The organism is Bradyrhizobium sp. PSBB068 (assembly GCA_016839165.1).
In the GTDB taxonomy this organism is placed as follows: Bacteria; Pseudomonadota; Alphaproteobacteria; order Rhizobiales; family Xanthobacteraceae; genus Bradyrhizobium.
Map to the genome: position 1 here is coordinate 4,621,162 of CP069300.1, position 15,825 is coordinate 4,636,986.

Annotated in this window: 16 protein-coding genes and 2 pseudogenes; 8 read left to right on the forward strand and 10 right to left on the reverse strand. The window is 65.2% G+C overall.

The window, feature by feature from the left end; genetic code table 11:
- Window positions 1-38: 38 nt before the first annotated feature.
- The 3 genes from JQ507_21540 to JQ507_21550 all read right to left on the reverse strand — a co-directional run bounded on the left by JQ507_21540 (window position 39) and on the right by JQ507_21550 (window position 3,960).
- Complete coding sequence (locus tag JQ507_21540) at window positions 39-2,063, reverse strand: pyrroloquinoline quinone-dependent dehydrogenase (GenBank protein QRI67550.1); 2,025 nt, start codon at window positions 2,061-2,063, stop codon at window positions 39-41.
- A 71-nt stretch (window positions 2,064-2,134) separates the two neighbouring features.
- Window positions 2,135-3,589 carry a caspase family protein gene (locus tag JQ507_21545; protein ID QRI67551.1) on the reverse strand — a complete coding sequence of 485 codons (1,455 nt, stop codon included), beginning with the start codon at window positions 3,587-3,589 and terminating at the stop codon, window positions 2,135-2,137.
- A gap of 143 nt (window positions 3,590-3,732) precedes the next feature.
- A complete protein-coding gene (locus tag JQ507_21550; GenBank protein ID QRI67552.1) occupies window positions 3,733-3,960 on the reverse strand; it encodes a hypothetical protein in 228 nt (75 codons plus the stop codon).
- A 160-nt stretch (window positions 3,961-4,120) separates the two neighbouring features.
- Between JQ507_21550 and JQ507_21555 the strand changes: the two genes are divergently transcribed.
- Window positions 4,121-4,573: a hypothetical protein gene (locus JQ507_21555; GenBank protein QRI67553.1), complete on the forward strand. Its 453-nt coding sequence runs from the start codon at window positions 4,121-4,123 to the stop codon at window positions 4,571-4,573.
- 163 nt (window positions 4,574-4,736) lie between these two features.
- Entirely contained in the window at window positions 4,737-5,918 is a 1,182-nt protein-coding gene (locus tag JQ507_21560; GenBank protein QRI67554.1) for a GNAT family N-acetyltransferase, read from the forward strand.
- 206 nt (window positions 5,919-6,124) lie between these two features.
- Here the strand turns inward: JQ507_21560 and JQ507_21565 are convergent, their stop codons facing one another.
- The 3 genes from JQ507_21565 to JQ507_21575 all read right to left on the reverse strand — a co-directional run bounded on the left by JQ507_21565 (window position 6,125) and on the right by JQ507_21575 (window position 8,399).
- Window positions 6,125-6,763, reverse strand: a complete 639-nt coding sequence (locus JQ507_21565) for an NIPSNAP family protein (GenBank protein QRI67555.1) — start codon at window positions 6,761-6,763, stop codon at window positions 6,125-6,127.
- Between the two features lie 83 nt (window positions 6,764-6,846).
- Window positions 6,847-7,512: a DsbA family oxidoreductase gene (locus tag JQ507_21570; protein ID QRI67556.1), complete on the reverse strand. Its 666-nt coding sequence runs from the start codon at window positions 7,510-7,512 to the stop codon at window positions 6,847-6,849.
- 62 nt (window positions 7,513-7,574) lie between these two features.
- The gene (locus tag JQ507_21575; protein QRI67557.1) at window positions 7,575-8,399 is read right to left on the reverse strand and encodes a helix-turn-helix transcriptional regulator; all 825 of its coding nucleotides are present in this window, start codon (window positions 8,397-8,399) and stop codon (window positions 7,575-7,577) included.
- Window positions 8,400-8,493: 94 nt separating this feature from the next.
- On the opposite strand from JQ507_21575, the gene JQ507_21580 reads away from it, so the two are divergent.
- Both JQ507_21580 and JQ507_21585 read left to right on the forward strand, forming a co-directional pair.
- Complete coding sequence (locus tag JQ507_21580) at window positions 8,494-8,718, forward strand: hypothetical protein (GenBank protein QRI67558.1); 225 nt, start codon at window positions 8,494-8,496, stop codon at window positions 8,716-8,718.
- A 30-nt stretch (window positions 8,719-8,748) separates the two neighbouring features.
- On the forward strand, window positions 8,749-9,147 hold the full coding sequence (locus JQ507_21585; protein ID QRI67559.1) for a hypothetical protein: 399 nt from the start codon (window positions 8,749-8,751) through the stop codon (window positions 9,145-9,147).
- A 228-nt stretch (window positions 9,148-9,375) separates the two neighbouring features.
- On the opposite strand, the pseudogene JQ507_21590 reads toward JQ507_21585, so the two are convergent.
- Window positions 9,376-9,813: pseudogene (locus tag JQ507_21590) on the reverse strand (group III truncated hemoglobin).
- 83 nt (window positions 9,814-9,896) lie between these two features.
- On the opposite strand from JQ507_21590, the gene JQ507_21595 reads away from it, so the two are divergent.
- The gene (locus JQ507_21595; protein ID QRI67560.1) at window positions 9,897-10,319 is read left to right on the forward strand and encodes an Rrf2 family transcriptional regulator; all 423 of its coding nucleotides are present in this window, start codon (window positions 9,897-9,899) and stop codon (window positions 10,317-10,319) included.
- Between the two features lie 29 nt (window positions 10,320-10,348).
- On the opposite strand, the gene JQ507_21600 is transcribed toward JQ507_21595, so the two are convergent.
- On the reverse strand, window positions 10,349-11,041 hold the full coding sequence (locus JQ507_21600) for an SET domain-containing protein-lysine N-methyltransferase (protein QRI67561.1): 693 nt from the start codon (window positions 11,039-11,041) through the stop codon (window positions 10,349-10,351).
- Window positions 11,042-11,235: 194 nt separating this feature from the next.
- On the opposite strand from JQ507_21600, the pseudogene JQ507_21605 reads away from it, so the two are divergent.
- Window positions 11,236-11,738, forward strand: a pseudogene (locus JQ507_21605) (hypothetical protein).
- 18 nt (window positions 11,739-11,756) lie between these two features.
- Here the strand turns inward: JQ507_21605 and JQ507_21610 are convergent.
- Complete coding sequence (locus JQ507_21610; protein ID QRI67562.1) at window positions 11,757-12,482, reverse strand: TetR/AcrR family transcriptional regulator; 726 nt, start codon at window positions 12,480-12,482, stop codon at window positions 11,757-11,759.
- A gap of 112 nt (window positions 12,483-12,594) precedes the next feature.
- Between JQ507_21610 and JQ507_21615 the strand changes: the two genes are divergently transcribed.
- Complete coding sequence (locus JQ507_21615; GenBank protein QRI67563.1) at window positions 12,595-13,998, forward strand: carotenoid oxygenase family protein; 1,404 nt, start codon at window positions 12,595-12,597, stop codon at window positions 13,996-13,998.
- Window positions 13,999-14,172: 174 nt separating this feature from the next.
- On the opposite strand, the gene JQ507_21620 is transcribed toward JQ507_21615, so the two are convergent.
- Window positions 14,173-14,580: a hypothetical protein gene (locus JQ507_21620; GenBank protein ID QRI67564.1), complete on the reverse strand. Its 408-nt coding sequence runs from the start codon at window positions 14,578-14,580 to the stop codon at window positions 14,173-14,175.
- A 651-nt stretch (window positions 14,581-15,231) separates the two neighbouring features.
- Here JQ507_21620 and JQ507_21625 point away from each other — a divergent pair.
- Window positions 15,232-15,807 carry a hypothetical protein gene (locus tag JQ507_21625; GenBank protein ID QRI67565.1) on the forward strand — a complete coding sequence of 192 codons (576 nt, stop codon included), beginning with the start codon at window positions 15,232-15,234 and terminating at the stop codon, window positions 15,805-15,807.
- The last annotated feature ends 18 nt before the right edge of the window (window positions 15,808-15,825 follow it).

Consider the following 15,825-nt stretch of genomic DNA (forward strand, 5'->3'; position numbering starts at 1 on the left):
GATTTGTCATGCAGCGGCGCAACGCGCGCGCTGCCGCACTACGCCGCAGCGACGCGACGCCTCCTGCGCCAACGCCAGAGCAGTCCGACCAGCACGATCACCACCACGCCGGCCGCGAGTGCCTTCGCAGCAAACCGTCCACCGGGACGATCGATCAAGCGCGCGAGAAGCGAAGCACCCTCGCCCTGACGCGGCAGGCGAAACGCGACCACGCTGTCGCCGATCGATGTGCCGCCCTCGGAATGCCCGCCGGCGCCGATCACGACATACTGCTCGCCTTTCCACAGATAGGTCATCGGATTGGCGACGCCTGGCACAGGAAGCCGACCGAGCCACAATTGCTTTCCCGACTTGACATCGAACGCGCGCAAATAGGCGTCCATCGCGCCGGTGAACACCAGTCCGCCCGCGGTGATCGCAACGCCATTGAGCAGCGGCGTGCCGGTCTTGAGCGCAATGCCGAGCGGCGCGAGATCCTCGCTGGTGCCGACCGTCGAATGCCAGAGGATCTTTCCGGCCTTGAGATCGACCGCCACCGTCTCGCCCCACGGCGGCTTGTTGCAGGGCGTGCCGACTGAGGTCATTGCAAGCGCCCGCGACATCGCGAACGGCGCGCCCTCCTGCTGGCCGAAATCATGGCCGGGCGGCGGGTTGAAGCCCTTCGCCTGCTCGCGCGGGATCAACGTGATGATATGCGCCGCGTGGCTGACATTGGCGAGCAGGATCTGGTTGACCGGATCGAACGCCGCGCTGCCCCAGTTCACGCCGCCGCCGGTCATCGGATAGACGATCGTGCCACGCGTCGACGGCGGCGTGTAGAGGCCCTCATTGCGGGATTGCGCGAGCAGCTTCTCGCAAGCGGCGCTTCCGAGGCCCGGCAGCAGGCCGCCGATGTCATCCGCAGTCATGCGCTGCGTCAACAAAGGCGGCACATGGGTCGGAAACGGCTGGGTCGGCGACAGCTGCTCGCCCTCGGCGCCGTTCTGCGGGACCGCGCGCTCCTCGACCGGCCACACCGGCTTGCCGGTGTCGCGATCGAGCACGAACACAAAACCCTGCTTGGTCGGCTGGATCACGACATCGCGCATGCCGTCGCCGGTGTCGATCCGCGCCAGCGTCGGCTGCGCCGGCAGGTCGTAGTCCCAGACGTCGTGATGCACGGTCTGGAATGCCCACGCCAACTCGCCGGTCTCGATCCGCAGCGCGACCACGGAATTGGCGTGCTCGTCATTGCCGGGGCGCTTGCCGCCCCAGAAATCGGGACTCGGCGATGTCGTCGGCAGGAACACCAGGCCCCGCTCCTCATCCACCGACATCGGCGCCCAGACATTGCTGTGACCGGCCTCGATGCCGCTGTGCACCAGCGGATCGAAAGTCCAGCGCGGCTGGCCGGTCCGTGCATCGAAAGCCCGCACCGCGCCGACCGGCGCGTCGACCCGCCGGTTGTCGCCGATCGCGGACCCGACCACCACCACGCCGCGGCCTGTCACCGGCGCCGACGTGATCTGAAATTCGCCCGGCCATTCCAGCTTGATCCCGGCGTCGATCTTGATCTCGCCGCCGTTGCCGAAATCCGCGCATGGCTTGCCGGTCCTGGCATCGAGCGCGATCAGGCGCGTGTCATTGGTGCCGGTGAAGATGCGCGACTTGCAGGCCGCACCATCGGCTGCACGATCATCGGTCCAGTGCGCGACGCCGCGGCAGACGAAGCGGTTGGCCGGCCGCTGCGCCATGCTGATCTTCGGATCGAAACGCCATTTCTGCGCACCGGTGCCGGGATCGAGCGCGATCACTTCGTTGAACGGCGTGCAGAAGATCAGGCTGTCCTCGACGAACAGCGGCGTCACCTCGAACTTGGTGCGCTTCATGACCTCGGGCGGACGGGCGTCGAGATCGCCGGTGCGGAATTCCCAGCCGCGCACCAGCGCGCCGACATTGTCGGACGTGATCTGCGTCAGCGGTGAGAAGCGCTGTCCGCCGCGATCGCCTCCCCAATACTCCCAGGCGAGCGCCGGCTGGACGCACAGCACCAGCGCGGCAAACAGGCGAAACAGGAACTGCATTGCGTCCTCCCGCAGGATGCGATCATCGGACGCCGCATCTCATGCGGGAAAGCCTTTACGCGATCGGCGCGTCAGTATCCACCCCTGCGATACCCGCCGCCGTCGTTGCCGCGATAACCGCCGCGATAGCCACCACCGCCGATCCCGATGCCAATGCCGATTCCAACAGGCGGCCCGACGGGCTCATAGACCACCGCCGGCGGCGGACGGCGCACCACCACGACATCGTCCTCGACCACGTCGCGCGGCGGCCGCTTGCCGGCACGCCGCGGCGGATCGGGCTCGGCATGCTTCTCGACACGCTTCTTGGTGGGCGCGACGGCGGCCTTCTGCTGCGGGGGCGGCGCGGCGTTGCACGGACAGGTCGGCGCCGCCAGCGCGACATTGGTCGCGGGCACGCTGAGCGCTGTGGCCGGCGTCAGGTCGGGACGGTAACGCAGCCGTTCGATCATCTTGCGCGCCGTGGCCGTGAGATCGCTGTCGGGATACAGCACCAGGAAGCTGCGATAGGCCGCTGCGGTGTTGGCGAGGACAGCGTCGCTCCACGCCACCATGCGGCGATGCCGGTCGAGCCAGTCGCGCGCCTGCAGGCCGCGCGGCGTGCCGGCGAACACAGCGGCAAAGGCTTCATAGGCTTCGTCGGTGCCGTCCACCACGATCAGTTCGTTGGCAGCCTCGATCGGCTTGCCCTGCAGGTCGCGCTTCCATTCGTCGACGGTGCGCTTGGCCGCGGCCGGCGCCGGTGCCGGTGATGCTGAGGGACCTGCCATGAAGCGGAAGTCGTCGGTGAGCGACGAGGAGTCCCACGGCGTCTGCCGGCCATCGGTCGCCTTGTTCACGGCAAGGCGGACGCGCTTGAAGGTATCCTCGATCGGGATCCCCGGCTCCTTCGCCGAAGCCAGCAACGCGGTCGTGTATGGGCTGTTGGCGCCGCTGCCGTCCTCGGCTTCGGCGCCCGGTGACGTCGAGAACGACACGAAAGTGCCGGGCGCACCGATCCTGGCGTCGACGATGGCAAGCCCGTGCCCTGCGGTCTTGCTGAGCTCCGGGAACGGATTGTTGCGGCAGGCATCGAGCAGCACGATGCGCATCCGGCTCGGCACCGAGGTCAGCGTGTTCAGGATGTCATTGAGACGGACCGCCTGGATCGGGATGTCGGCCTCACGTTTCGGATCGACGTCGACCGGCACCAGATAGTTCTCGCCATCGATCTGCAGGCCATGCCCGGCATAGAACACCAGCGCCACGGTGTCGGCGCCCTTGGCCGCCACCTGGCCGGCGAAATCGCTGATCCGTGCGCGCATCTCGTCCTGGGACAGGTCCGACGCCGCCGTCACCGCAAATCCGGCATCGGTCAGCATTTGTGACACGGCCCTGGCGTCGTTGGCCGGATTGGGCAGCGCGGGAACCGACTTGTAGGCGGACTGCCCGATCACGAGCGCCAGCCGGCTCTCTGCCGATGCCGGCACGGCACCGAACAGGATCGCAGCCGGAACGATCAGGCCGAGGAGCGAACGGCGAAGCATGGCGGCCTCCGACACATGATATCGGAGATGGGTCTGACGCCGTCAGACGAAGGTTCATGCCGTGCGGCAAAGTGCAGCCACCGGCGCCGATTGTGATGTCGCGACGTCACAGGAACCCGATAGGCCCCGGCTATCGCGGCTGACTATTTCGGCTTCTTGGCCGGATCAGCGGCCGGCTTGGTGACGCCCCAGGGATCGTATTTCTCCTTGGGCTCGGGGATCCGATCGAGCGCGGCCTTGTAGGCCTTCTCGTCGATCTTGGGCTTCTGCTCCGTCTTCCTGTCGTCGCCTCCGCCGCCCCGCCGGCCCTGAGCCAGGGTCGGTGTCGCGATCAGCGCCAGAATGACGGCAGCAACCGTGAAGCTTTTCATGTCAGTCTCTCTCCCCCGCAGCCGTAGAAACATCCGGCAACACCTCTACCCCAAAGATAACTTGTCGCTCGACATTTGTTGATCGACAAAGCGTCGCGTGAGCCGAATTCAGCCCCACCAGGGGGGCGCAATGTTGGCGGCGGAACATTAAATCCGGTCGATGGGACAGGGACAAGTACACCTGGCGGCGCTGCTGGCCGGCGCCGCCTTGATATTGAGCGGCTGCGGGCTGGCGGACAGCCACGCGGTGTGGCCGGAGATGTTGAAGGTCAAGGCCACCGAGCCGGCGCCGCTCGAGACGCCTCCGGATGTCAAGCGGCTGGTTGCGGGCAAGCTGGATTCAGTGTTCACCGCCGGCTCGCAGCCGTCCCATGTGCGGGTCTCCGCTCCGCTGCACGACCCGCGCGGCACCGGCTGGACTGCCTGCGTGCGTGCCGAACTGACTTCGGTGATCGGCAAGCCGCTGGGGACGCAGACCTATCGCGTCTTCATCAGTGAAGGCGCGATCTTCGATCGCCGGCAGGTCGAGGCCGACGACAATTGCCTGACCGAGAGTTACGAGCCGGTCGAGAGCACCGTTGCGGCGGACGCGCAGAAGAGCACCAAACCCTGAGCCTGGACGGGGTTGCTCATCACGAGCCGCATCCTGAATGGCCCGTTAACATTACCGCTCAAATTGCCCGATGGCCTCAACGGCATTTTCCATCTCTTTGCTCTAGCGTTGCCCTGACGAACGCCGGCTGATCTGCCGTGCGTGCGCATCGGGGAAAAGGGACGTGGCCGATATTGCTGACCAGGCAATGATCCGCCGTGCATCGCGCAAGGATGCCACGGACGATCGCGCGTTGCCGCCGCTGTCTGCGGCGCCGGTCGGCGCATGGCGCGCGCTTGCCGAGCGCGCGATCGAGCCCAACGGCTACTACCAGGCGGACTGGGAATTGGCGGTCGATGCCTCCGCCCGCGGTCGCACCGGCGCATCGCTGCTCAGCGCCACCGGCGATGCCGGGCAATTGATCGGGCTGTTGCCGGTCGTGCCATTTCGGCGAATCTATCGGATCCCCTTGCCTGCGCTGGTCGGCGCCGAGCCCTACGGCACGCTGTGCACGCCGCTGCTGGATCGCGACGCCGCCGAGCAGGCCGCCGGCCAGATACTGCAGCAGGCACGCGATGCGGGCGCGCATGCGCTGATCCTGCGCACGATGTCGCTCGATGGCCCGGCCATGGCGGCGATCCGCACGGTGCTCGCAAGGGATGGTTTGCAGCCGCGCCTGCTGAGCACCTATCAGCGCGCGCAGCTCGATGCGACGCGTGATGCCGACGATTTGCTGCGCGACGCGCTCGGGCCCAAGAAGCTGAAGGAGCTGCGGCGGCAGCGCCATCGCCTGTCCGACCACGGCGCGGTGCGCTTCGATGTCGCGCGTACGCCGCGCGCCGTCGCAGTGGCGCTCGAGACGTTCCTTGCGCTCGAAGCTGGCGGCTGGAAGGGCCAGCGCGGCACCGCGCTCAGCCAGCACGCCGGCGACGCCGCCTTCATCCGCCGCGCGACCTCGGCAATGGCCGAGACCGGGCGCTGCGAGATCGTCACGCTGCATGCGGGCGGCACGGCCGTCGCCGGCGGCATCGTGGTACGCCACCAGGACCGTGCGTTCTTCTTCAAGATCGGCATCGACGAGCGCTTTGCGAAGCATTCGCCCGGCACGCAGCTGACGCTTGAGCTGACGCGCCATCTCTGCGCCGATCCGGCGATCAATTCGGCCGATTCCACCGCGGCGTCCGGCCATCCGATGATCGACCCGATCTGGCGCGGCCGCTTCGCGATCGGCGACGTGCTGCTGCCGCTACGACGCCGCGATCCGATGGTCGGCGCCATTCATGCCGCGCTGACGCTGAACAATGTCGCCTACGAGGCCGCCCGCAATGCCGTTCGCTTCATCCGCAGTCAGCGGAAGCCGGCCTAGCACACGGCGGCGCAAGGGCCTCAACCGACGGTTTACCCTTTCGTAGCCATGCAGACACATCAGGAAACAACCGGCTTAGCCGTCAGGTTGGTGTCAGCTGGCCCTTTTAGCGTCGCGATGCGCTGTTTCTCAGGCGGCGCATGCCCTTGCCTTGGAAAGCCTCATCCGATGGAAACGTCGGGTGAGGCTTTCTGCGCCACCGTCCGCTACTGCAACGGCGAGTGCGGCGCCGGCAGCATGATCGTCGAGTGCATCTCCTCGAGCAGCTGCGTGCCCTTGCCCAGGAATTCCTGCCAGGCCGGATCCTTCAGCGCGTTGCCGCGCGCCGCGGCGCGGGCATTGAGATCGGGATAGGCCCAGATGTGGCAGACCTCGTTGGGCTGCCCGGCATCGGTGGCCCAGAGGCCGACGACCTTGGAATATTTCTCGCGCTCGGGCATCACGCCGGTGATCAGGTCGAGCCATTGCTTGGCCGCGCCGACCGGCTTGGCGCGATAATTGCGGAATTCGTAGATGTTGCCGGTCGTGGCCGGCGCCACCGGCGGAATGATCGCATTCATCAGCCGGACGTCCTGGCGCATCAGCAGCGGACGAATCACCGGAATGTACTCGCCGGTCCAGCGCGGATTTTTCGCAAGCTCCGCACGCAGCCGGGCCCGCTCGTTGAGATCGGCGTAGCTCCACATGTGCATGACCTGATTGAGCGGCCCGATCTCGGTGATCCAGTAGCCTTCCAGCTTGCCGAAATTATCGGCGCGGATGTCGCGCGAGATCGTGCTCGCGGCCTTCACCATCTCGCCGACGGTTCCTGGACGGACCGTGTAGGTGCGCAGCTCATAGATCATGGTTGTCTCCCTGATGATTTCGGATGGAAGTGGGCAAATGAAAAAGCCCGGCGCGAGCCGGGCTTTCGATGGGGACCCGCGGACTACTCTGCCGCCTGCGCGTTGATCTCGGCCGAGACCTGGCGGATGGCGCGGGCGAGCTGCTCGGCCGGCTGGGCGCCGGACACCGCGTATTTCTGCGCGAACACGAAGGTCGGCACGCCGGAGATGCCCTTCTCGGCCGCCTCCTGGGCCTGCGCCGAGACCAGGGCAACGTCCTCGTCGGAGGCAAGACGCTTGCGGATGTCGTCGGCGTCGAGCCCGACATCGGCGGCCGCCTGCACCAGCACATTGCTGTCGGTGAGATCGCCGCCGTCGCGGAAGTACAATTCCATCAGCCGCTGCTTCATCTCGGCCGCCTTGCCCTTGGCCTCGGCCCAATGGATCAGACGGTGGCAATCGATCGTGTTGGGCTGGCGCTTGACGAGTTCGGGATGATAGGTCAGCCCCTCCTCGTTGGCGGCGGCGACCACGCGGCCGGCGATGCCCTTGTAGGCTTCGACCGAGCCGAACTTGGCGGTCAGATATTCGTCGCGGCTGATGCCCTCGCGCGGCACCCAATTGTTGAGGAAGAACGGCCGCCAGTGCACCTCGACCGGCACGTCGGGCACCAGCTTGAGCGCATCCTCGATGCGATGCTTGCCGATGTAGCACCAGGGACAAACGACGTCGGAGACGATGTCGAGGCGAAGCGGCTTCAGATCGCTCATGGCAGGGTTCCCGGCAAATTTGGAACCCCAAAGGTAGGCCGAAAGCGCCCCGAGACAAGCCGCTATTTCATACTGGCTGCCATCTGCCGCATCCGCTCGGCGGTCAGCTCATCGGCCGGAAAGAAGGTCTCCAGCGCCAGTTCCTGCAGCGTGATGTCGACCGGGGTGCCGAACACCATGGTGGTCGAGATGAAGCTCAGGATCTCGCCGTTGAGGCTGAGCTTGAAGGGCAGCGCGACATTGTTGTCGGTGGTGATCGGCGCCGAGCGCGCCGGGATCGGATAGGACTTCAGGTCCTGGTAGAGCTTGAGCAGCTCCGGATCCGCCGTCGCCTCGCATTGCCGGTGCAGCCGCTCCAGCAGATGCGCAGCCCATTCCGCCAGATTGACGGTGCGCGGCGCCAACCCCTCCGGGTGGAAGGCGAGCCTGAGGATGTTGAAGGGCTGGCCGAGCAGCCGCTGCGGCACGCCCTCGAGCAGCGGCGCCACCATGCGATTGGCGGAGACCAGATTCCAGTGCCGGTCATAGGCCAGCGCCGGATTGGGCTCATGCGCCTTCAGCACCAGGTTGATTGCCTCCCGCGCCGATTTCAGCGCCGGATCCTCCAGCGAACGTTGCGGGAATGCGGGTGCGAAGCCCGCGGCGACCAGCAGCACGTTGCGTTCGCGTAGGGGCACGTCGAGGCGCTCCGCCAGTTTGAGGACCATGTCGCGCGACGGCGCCGAGCGGCCGGTCTCGACGAAGCTCAGATGCCGCGCCGAGATCTCGGCATCGACGGCAAGGTCGAGCTGGCTGAGATGGCGGCGCTGCCGCCATTCGCGCAGGTGCTCGCCGATCAGGACGGGTTTTGCGGGCTCGGCCCGCGCCAGGGATGCATGTGCGTTCATGGTGCAAAACCTACCATGCGGAATTCGCCCGTTCCATTACGCCCGAGGTAATCGAATTGGCGCGCCGGCCGGCTCATCTTCCACGGCACAGGAGATGACCATGCTGATGCTGTCCCTTATCCGCGCCTTCGCCGTCCTGCTGCCGTGGCTGGTCCATCTGGCCACCTGGCTGGTCGCGCGCTCGCTCAACATGCCCCAGCCGCTCGTGCATGCAACCGGCCTGTTCGTGTTCGCGCAGGTCTACGCGGCCGAGATGAGGGTCGGCAAGGCGCTGTGCCCGCCGCGGCTGTGGCGTCAGCTTCAGTCCCTGTTGCGCTGACCAACCCCTCCAACCCAAGGAGATGCTGCCATGATCCATTCGTCCCCGCTGCTGCGCTGCGCTTTGCTTGCCGATGCCGTGTTCAGCGGCGTATCCGCGGTCGCAATGGTGCTCGACACCAGCACGCTGGCCTCGCTGCTCGGCCTGCCGGACGCGCTGCTGCGCGAGACCGGACTGTTCCTGATCGCCTACACCGCGCTGGTCGGCTGGCTCGGCGCGCGGACCTCGCTGCCGAAAGGCCCCGTGATCCTCGTGGTCGCCGGCAACGCGGCCTGGACGCTCGCCAGCATCGCGCTGCTGCTCTCGGGCGCGGTGTCGCCGAATCTGCTCGGGACCATCGTCATCCTCGCCCAGGCGATCGCCACCGGCGTGTTCGCCGAGCTGCAATATGTCGGATTGCGCAGGAGTGAGGGTGCGGTGACGGCGTAGGCCACTCATCGTCATTGCGAGGAGCGAAGCGACGAAGCAATCCATCTCTCGGCAAGCAAGGGATGGATTGCTAATCTCGTTATTCCGGGGCGCGCCCTTGGCGCGAACCCGGAATCCATTGTGCTGCAGAGATTATGGCCCGATGGATTCCGGGCTCTCGCGGAGCCTGTCATCGGGCCGCGCTTCGCGCGGACCCGTTGGCGAGCCCCGGAATGACGAGGGGAGACTTCGTCTGTATCTTTCGCCCACCCCCAGCATCACTCCCTGCCCGCCGGCGACGCCCATCTCGAGGCTCGCGGCGATGCGGCGCGCGCGCTCGATGAAATGAACTGCTGCAACGGGCGGGCACAGTTCATGTGCGGTCGCCTCGAACAGCTCTAGCCAGCGGTCGAAATGCGCGGCGTCGATCGGCAGCTTCATGTGCTTGACCATCGGCGTGCCGTGATAGCGCCCGGTCATCAGCGCGACCGAGGACCAGAATGCGCACATCTGGGCGAGGTGCGGCTCCCAATCGGTGATCCTGGCCTCGAACACCGGCCCGATCATCGGGTCCCTGCGGACCTTGGCGTAGAATCCGTGCACCAGCTGCGCGATCATCGCCTCGGTGATTCCGGTCTGCGCGACGATCTCGGCGGTGATCTGCTCGCGGCGCTCTGCTCCGGTCATCGCTCAAATCCTAAATATGCATTTTAAATGCCTATTTAGACTGCTATAGCTGATCCGCCAAGCGCCGATTTCGAAGGGCTTCCATGCGCCTGACTTCATTCACGGATTTTGCGCTCCGCGCCCTGATGCGGCTGGCCGGCGAACCGGATCGCTCGTTTGCGACCAGCGAGATCGCGGCCGAGTTCGGCATCTCCCGTAATCACCTCGCCAAGGTGGTGCGCGACCTCGCAGAGGCCGGCTTCATCGCGACCCAGCGCGGCGCGGGCGGCGGGTTTTCGCTGGCGCGGCCGGCGGAGACAATCACCCTCGGGCAAGTGGTCCGCGCGCTGGAAGGCGGCAGCGCGCTGGTCGAATGTTTCAGGGATGATGGCGGGGATTGCGTGCTGCTGCCGCGTTGCCGGCTGAAGGCAAGGCTCGCTGCGGCGCGCGAAGCCTTCATGCGCGAGCTCGACGGAACCACGCTGGCGGAATGCGCCTACCTGCCGCGGCCGGCGCGCGCATCATGACGGTCGGCGAACAGGATCGGTCGAGGGACTCAGGCTTGCAGCGGGCGCGCGGCGCCGCGCTTCGAAGGGACCGCCCGCCTACCGGCCGCAGCAGTGAGGCTGTGGCCGTTGAGGTGTTTGCCGTTCAAGGCCTTGCCATTCAGGGTCTTGCTGTTTGCAGTCTTGCCGTTTGCCTTGGCGGCCTTCTTCGCCTTGGCCTTCCGCTCCTTGGCGCGGCTTTCAGCAAGTTTCTCGGCCTCGCGCCTGGCCTTACGTTCGGCCTTTTCCTTTAGCCGCAGCCGCTCCGCCCTCGCCTCCGCGCGCTGCTTCTTGCGCTTCTTCTCGCAGGCGTCGCACTTGCAGCCGATCGGCTTCAGATAGGCTTTGAAATAGTCGGTTCCGTAATCGTAGTTGATCTCGTCGCCCGGCTCGATGTCCTTGATGGCGCGGATGAACACCTTGCGTTTACGCGGGCGAACGTCGGATTCCGCGTTGGGCCGGCAGGCGTGGTTGATGTAGCGGGCGACGTTCTCGCGGACCGAGCCGTCGATGGTCCAGCGGTTGGTCAGCTCGAACAGGTATTTGTTCTCGATCGCGTCCTCATCCTTTTTCTTGGAGTCGAGGATCGGCCCGAAATAGCGGATGATCTTGGTGCCTTTCTTGATCGGCTTGGTGGCGAAGAGGCCGAGGCCGGTACGGGAGCGACCAACGCGATAGGGCTTGTGCGATAATGATGCGGGCATGATGATCGAGGCTACGGCACGCCGGGGCGCACGCGACAAAGTTGCGAAGCCGCCCTTCTAGGACGATTCCGCGCGCCTGTCAGGTGTTTCCCGCGTGTCTGTTGAACCTTCCACAGATTGCATATGTCAGACACAAAGTAACGTCCGGATCGCAGGTTTCCCACGTGAAATACCCGGCTTTTGCAACAATCATTATGGCGCTCGCCTGCGCAAATCCCGGTCAGGCTGCCTCTGAGACGATCAGCAGCAGCTACACCTCGACCGCAAATCCGGCCTTGTGGTGCTGATCAACGAGGGCGATCTGCGCGAAGTGGTCTCGGTGGGCTGAAATCGCGCGGCTGAGGCGAAGGAACCGGCGGCGCAGGCCTGGTTCGGCCCGTTCAGCTCGACCGGCGAAACGGTCGAATGGCGCGCCGCAGGCAGCAAGCCTTTTGCGATCATCCAACGCTGGCAGATCGCCGACAACAGCGAACAGGACAAGCACGGCGGACCCGTCTCGCGGGCGATGCTCGCGGTGACGCGGCTGCCGCCGGGCGATGTCTGTCACGTCGCTTATGTCGATGTCGCCGCCAATCCCAACGCCAACGAACTGGCGCGGCAGGCCGCCGACGGTTTCGCCCGCGATTTCCAATGCGGCACGGATCAGGTGAAGGCGGTCGGCGAGAGCGGCCGGACCACAGCGCTCACCAGGCGCTGATCGCGGCGACAGCATCGGTCACGGCCGCGGCTGTCTGCTTCCCGATCGACCCAGCATCGCGCTCAACAACGTCTCCGCGGACGTGCCTGCGGGCGCGCGATCCAGGATCGTCTTGAGACGGCCGTCGAGCAGCAGCATGGTGAAGCCGTGCACCAGCGACCAGGCGGAGGCGATCGCCGCGGCCTGGTCCAGCGTCAGCACCTCCTTGGAGATCTCCTCATGCCGGCTGGCGCCGACGCCGCGGGTCAGCCCCGCGAACGACGCTTCCGACGCCTCGTGCAGCGACGGCCGCGCATGATCGAGCCGCTCGCTGCGGAACATCAGCCCATACATGCCGGGATGGGCCTGCGCATAGGCGACGTAGGCCTTGGCGCTCGCCACTCCCTTCTCCGGCGGCGTGGCCGCGGACGCGTTCGCGGTCGCCATCGCCTGGCCGAATTGCCGAAAACCGATCGCCGCGAGTTCGCTGAGCAGGCCCGTGAGATCGCCGAAATGATGCGTCGGCGCTGCGTGCGACACGCCGGCCTCGCGCGCCACCGCGCGCAAGGTCAGACCCGCCAGCCCGTCACGCTCGAGCACGCGCTCGGCGGCCTTCAACAGCGCCTCACGCAGATCGCCGTGATGATACGGCGTGTCATTGGCCTTGCGCCGCGATGTCGGACGATCCGCCGCGGCACGCGCAACCCGGCGCGTCGGGGCCCGCGTCGTGCGAGCCGCTTTGTTTTCCTTGGATAATCTTGCCATGACGCCGTTATATGTCGCAATTTTTACACTGTAAAGATTTTGCTTGACGATCGAAGGCACCCTCCCTACTGATATCTTTACGATGTAAAGATCATAATGCAGGGAGATGCGAATGCTCGATCAGGTCACCTCGAACGCGGCGCGGTCCAATCTGGCGCCGATCCCGTTTGAAGCCGATGCGCCATTCCTGAAGATCACCGGCGAACTGCCGCGCGAATTGAACGGCACGCTGTACCGCAACGGCCCCAACCCGCAATTCGATGTGCCGGGCGCACACTGGTTCGTCGGCGACGGCATGCTGCACGCCTTCCATCTCGAGAACGGCCGCGCCAGCTATCGCAACCGCTGGGTCCGCACCACGAAATGGCAAGCCGAGCACGACGCCGGACGCGCACTGTTCGGCGGCTTCGGCCGCAAGCTGCCGGACGCTCCTGCCGACATCACGACCGATGGCTGCGTCGCGAACACCAACATCATCTTCCATGGCGGCAAGCTGCTCGCGCTCGTCGAGAGCCATTTGCCGACCGAGATCGAACCCGGCACGCTGAATCGCCTCGGCTATTGCGACTACAAGGGCGCTATTTCCGGCCCCTTCAGTGCACATCCGAAGATCGATCCGGTCACCGGCGAGCTGGTGTTCTTCGGCTACAACGCCGCCGGTCCGCTGACGCCGGTGCTGTCATACGGCGCGATCGATGCGTCCGGCGTGGTCAAGCGTTTCGAACGCTTCGAGGCGCCCTATGCCAGCATGGTGCACGACTTCATCGTCACCGAGAACCACGTGCTGTTTCCGATCTTGCCGATCACCGGCAGCGTGCAGCGCGCGATGCGCGGACAGGCGCCCTACGCTTGGGAGCCGGAGAAAGGCGCCTATGTCGGCGTGATGAAGCGTAGCGGTTCGTCCAAGGACATCGTCTGGTTCCGTGCCGAGACCTGCTACGTCTTCCATGTCATGAACGCGTGGGAGGAAGGCAACCGCATCATCGCCGACGTGATGCAGTTCGAGGAAGCGCCGCTGTTCAACCATCCGGACGGCTCGCCGACCGACCCGAAGAAGAACCGCGCGCGCTATTGCCGCTGGACCTTCGATCTCTCGGGCAATACCGACCGCTTCACGCAAACCTATCTCGACGACCTCACCGGCGAATTCCCCCGCGTCGACGATCGTCGCGCCGGACTTGCCAGCAATCACGGCTGGTACGCCTGCGCCAACCCCGACCTGCCGATGTTCGGCGCGCTGTCGGGCATCGTGCATGTCGACGGCCGCGGCAAGCGGCTTGGCCATTATTTGCTGCCCGCCGGTGATACGATCTCCGAGCCCGTGTTCGTCGAGCGCAGCGCCGATGCCGCGGAAGGCGACGGCTGGCTGCTCGCCGTGGTCTGGCGCGCCCGCGAAAACCGCAGCGACCTCGCCGTGTTCAACGCACAGGATGTCGAAGCGGGCCCGACCGCGCTGGTCCATCTCGGCCACCGCGTGCCGGATGGATTCCACGGCAATTGGGTCGGGGCGGAGTAGCGGCGCTCCCTCTCCAACACAAGCTAAGTCCTCCACTGTCGCGCCCGGGGCAGGTTTTGGCCGAGACCGGGCGCGCGACTCCGGTACAAGCCGGCCGCTCCAACGTCCGGCTCAGTCCCGAGGTGAATGCGCGTTGCGCCCGGCGCGGCGCGGTTCAAGACCGCCGATCAAGAATTACTGCTCGCGTCGACCGGAGATCGATGGAGGCGGCGGGAATGCGTTTGGATTCGGCTGGGTCCACGGCAACGATCCGCCGGAGTGAGTCGATGGGGGTGGTGCCTGCGGCCGTTTTCTGCACTGATCTCGAAAGGTCGAGATGGCGTCGAGACCGACGTTCAAACTATCGCTGTCGTCTATGGTGTCTCCTACCCTAAAGCGCAGCGTTCCGGTCTTTTCGAAATCGACCAGCCACTTGTCATCATCTTGCACTTGAAAGGCGTATGACCAGCCGCCCACGTCACTGAAGACAAGCTTATCGATCACCGACTTGCTGTCCTCACCGCCGTTCGACAGCGTAACGGTTGGATAGCGCTCGCTCTTCAGAAGTTCCGCGAATTTGGCACGCTGATCGTCCTCCATCATCACCGAGACTTCGATGTTCCCAGACCCAGGTTCACACGAAAGGGCGACACGACCGAAATCATCGGTTGCATCAGACGCAGCTTGAACGAGGACGGACTGTTTCTCCGTTCGATTGACTCGCCAGCGGAAGATCCCCTCTTGCGCCGCGACCTTTGGACATAGATCCGTCAGGAGGGCTATCAATATTGCCGCACAGCACGCCCTTGTCAGCCTTGTCTTGCAATTCGCCGCTGCCATGTTCGAACCACTCATCAATATTCTTGCCTATGCAGGACGAGTTTTGGAGCGACGTCGCTTCCTTCCTCGCTTGCAGCTAATCACGCCTTCCAAAGCGCTAGCAACTCACGGTCGGGGCCAGCTTGCTGCAACAAGCCCAAGCTCGACCATTTATCGCTCTCGGCCAAACACGGAGCCCAGCCCGGACAGCAACGTTCTTCAGCTGTTGAACGAGTGACACGGATGGCCGGGACAAGCCCGGCCATGACGACGGCGAAGAGCACGCCGGCGAACCATCACGCCCTATTCGATTGGAATAATTCACGTTTTCCATGCCGCCTCATGATTTTGACACTGTAAAGATTTCGCTTGACGCTTTTCTCTCCCGCCGCTAGGTTATCTTTACATTGTAAAGATTGGCCTTCGAGGCTTCCAATGACGATCTTTCTGATCCTCGCCCCCTACGGCGCTTTCGCTACGCTGATGCTGGTGACCTCGGCGACGGTGAGCCTGCTCTGTGCCGCACTGATCTGCCTTGCCGTCATCGCGTTCGACATCGCGCGCCGCCGCAGCATCAAGATCCTCGGCATCGGTTCGGTGGTCGTGTTCACCGCGGTCGGCAGCTACCTCACCTTCGTCGATGCGACGCCGAGCATGATCGCGGTGAAGATCGCGGTCGATGCCGGCATCCTCCTGGTGTCGCTCGGCTCGATCCTGATCGGCCATCCCTTCACGCGGCAATACGCGCTCGAGCAAGTCGATGCCAAAACCGCGAAGCAGCCTGGCTTCCTCTACGCCAACTATTTGATCACCGGCGCCTGGACCGCCGCGACGCTGCTGATGTTGATCAGCAACATCGCAGTGCTCTATGTGCCGGCGCTGCCGCTGTGGACGGGCCTGCTGGTTGCCTTCGCCGCGCGCAACGCCGCAGTCGGCTTCACCCGCTGGTATCCGCAGTATCGCGCGGCCAAGTACGGCACGCCGCCGGCCAACGCGCTGCCGTCGCACTGAACGCTGCCATAACGATAC

What these genes read in the sequence shown, in the direction of transcription:
- JQ507_21585 (QRI67559.1), top strand. Translation starts at nt 8,749, where the DNA reads ATGATCCATTCGTCCCCGCTGCTGCGCTGCGCTTTGCTTGCCGATGCC.
- JQ507_21570 (QRI67556.1), bottom strand. Translation starts at nt 7,512, where the DNA reads ATGAGCGATCTGAAGCCGCTTCGCCTCGACATCGTCTCCGACGTCGTT.
- JQ507_21580 (QRI67558.1), top strand. Translation starts at nt 8,494, where the DNA reads ATGACCATGCTGATGCTGTCCCTTATCCGCGCCTTCGCCGTCCTGCTG.
- JQ507_21620 (QRI67564.1), bottom strand. Translation starts at nt 14,580, where the DNA reads ATGATGGAGGACGATCAGCGTGCCAAATTCGCGGAACTTCTGAAGAGC.
- JQ507_21545 (QRI67551.1), bottom strand. Translation starts at nt 3,589, where the DNA reads ATGCTTCGCCGTTCGCTCCTCGGCCTGATCGTTCCGGCTGCGATCCTG.
- JQ507_21610 (QRI67562.1), bottom strand. Translation starts at nt 12,482, where the DNA reads ATGGCAAGATTATCCAAGGAAAACAAAGCGGCTCGCACGACGCGGGCC.
- JQ507_21615 (QRI67563.1), top strand. Translation starts at nt 12,595, where the DNA reads ATGCTCGATCAGGTCACCTCGAACGCGGCGCGGTCCAATCTGGCGCCG.
- JQ507_21625 (QRI67565.1), top strand. Translation starts at nt 15,232, where the DNA reads ATGACGATCTTTCTGATCCTCGCCCCCTACGGCGCTTTCGCTACGCTG.
- JQ507_21600 (QRI67561.1), bottom strand. Translation starts at nt 11,041, where the DNA reads ATGCCCGCATCATTATCGCACAAGCCCTATCGCGTTGGTCGCTCCCGT.
- JQ507_21550 (QRI67552.1), bottom strand. Translation starts at nt 3,960, where the DNA reads ATGAAAAGCTTCACGGTTGCTGCCGTCATTCTGGCGCTGATCGCGACA.
- JQ507_21540 (QRI67550.1), bottom strand. Translation starts at nt 2,063, where the DNA reads ATGCAGTTCCTGTTTCGCCTGTTTGCCGCGCTGGTGCTGTGCGTCCAG.
- JQ507_21565 (QRI67555.1), bottom strand. Translation starts at nt 6,763, where the DNA reads ATGATCTATGAGCTGCGCACCTACACGGTCCGTCCAGGAACCGTCGGC.
- JQ507_21575 (QRI67557.1), bottom strand. Translation starts at nt 8,399, where the DNA reads ATGAACGCACATGCATCCCTGGCGCGGGCCGAGCCCGCAAAACCCGTC.
- JQ507_21595 (QRI67560.1), top strand. Translation starts at nt 9,897, where the DNA reads ATGCGCCTGACTTCATTCACGGATTTTGCGCTCCGCGCCCTGATGCGG.
- JQ507_21555 (QRI67553.1), top strand. Translation starts at nt 4,121, where the DNA reads ATGGGACAGGGACAAGTACACCTGGCGGCGCTGCTGGCCGGCGCCGCC.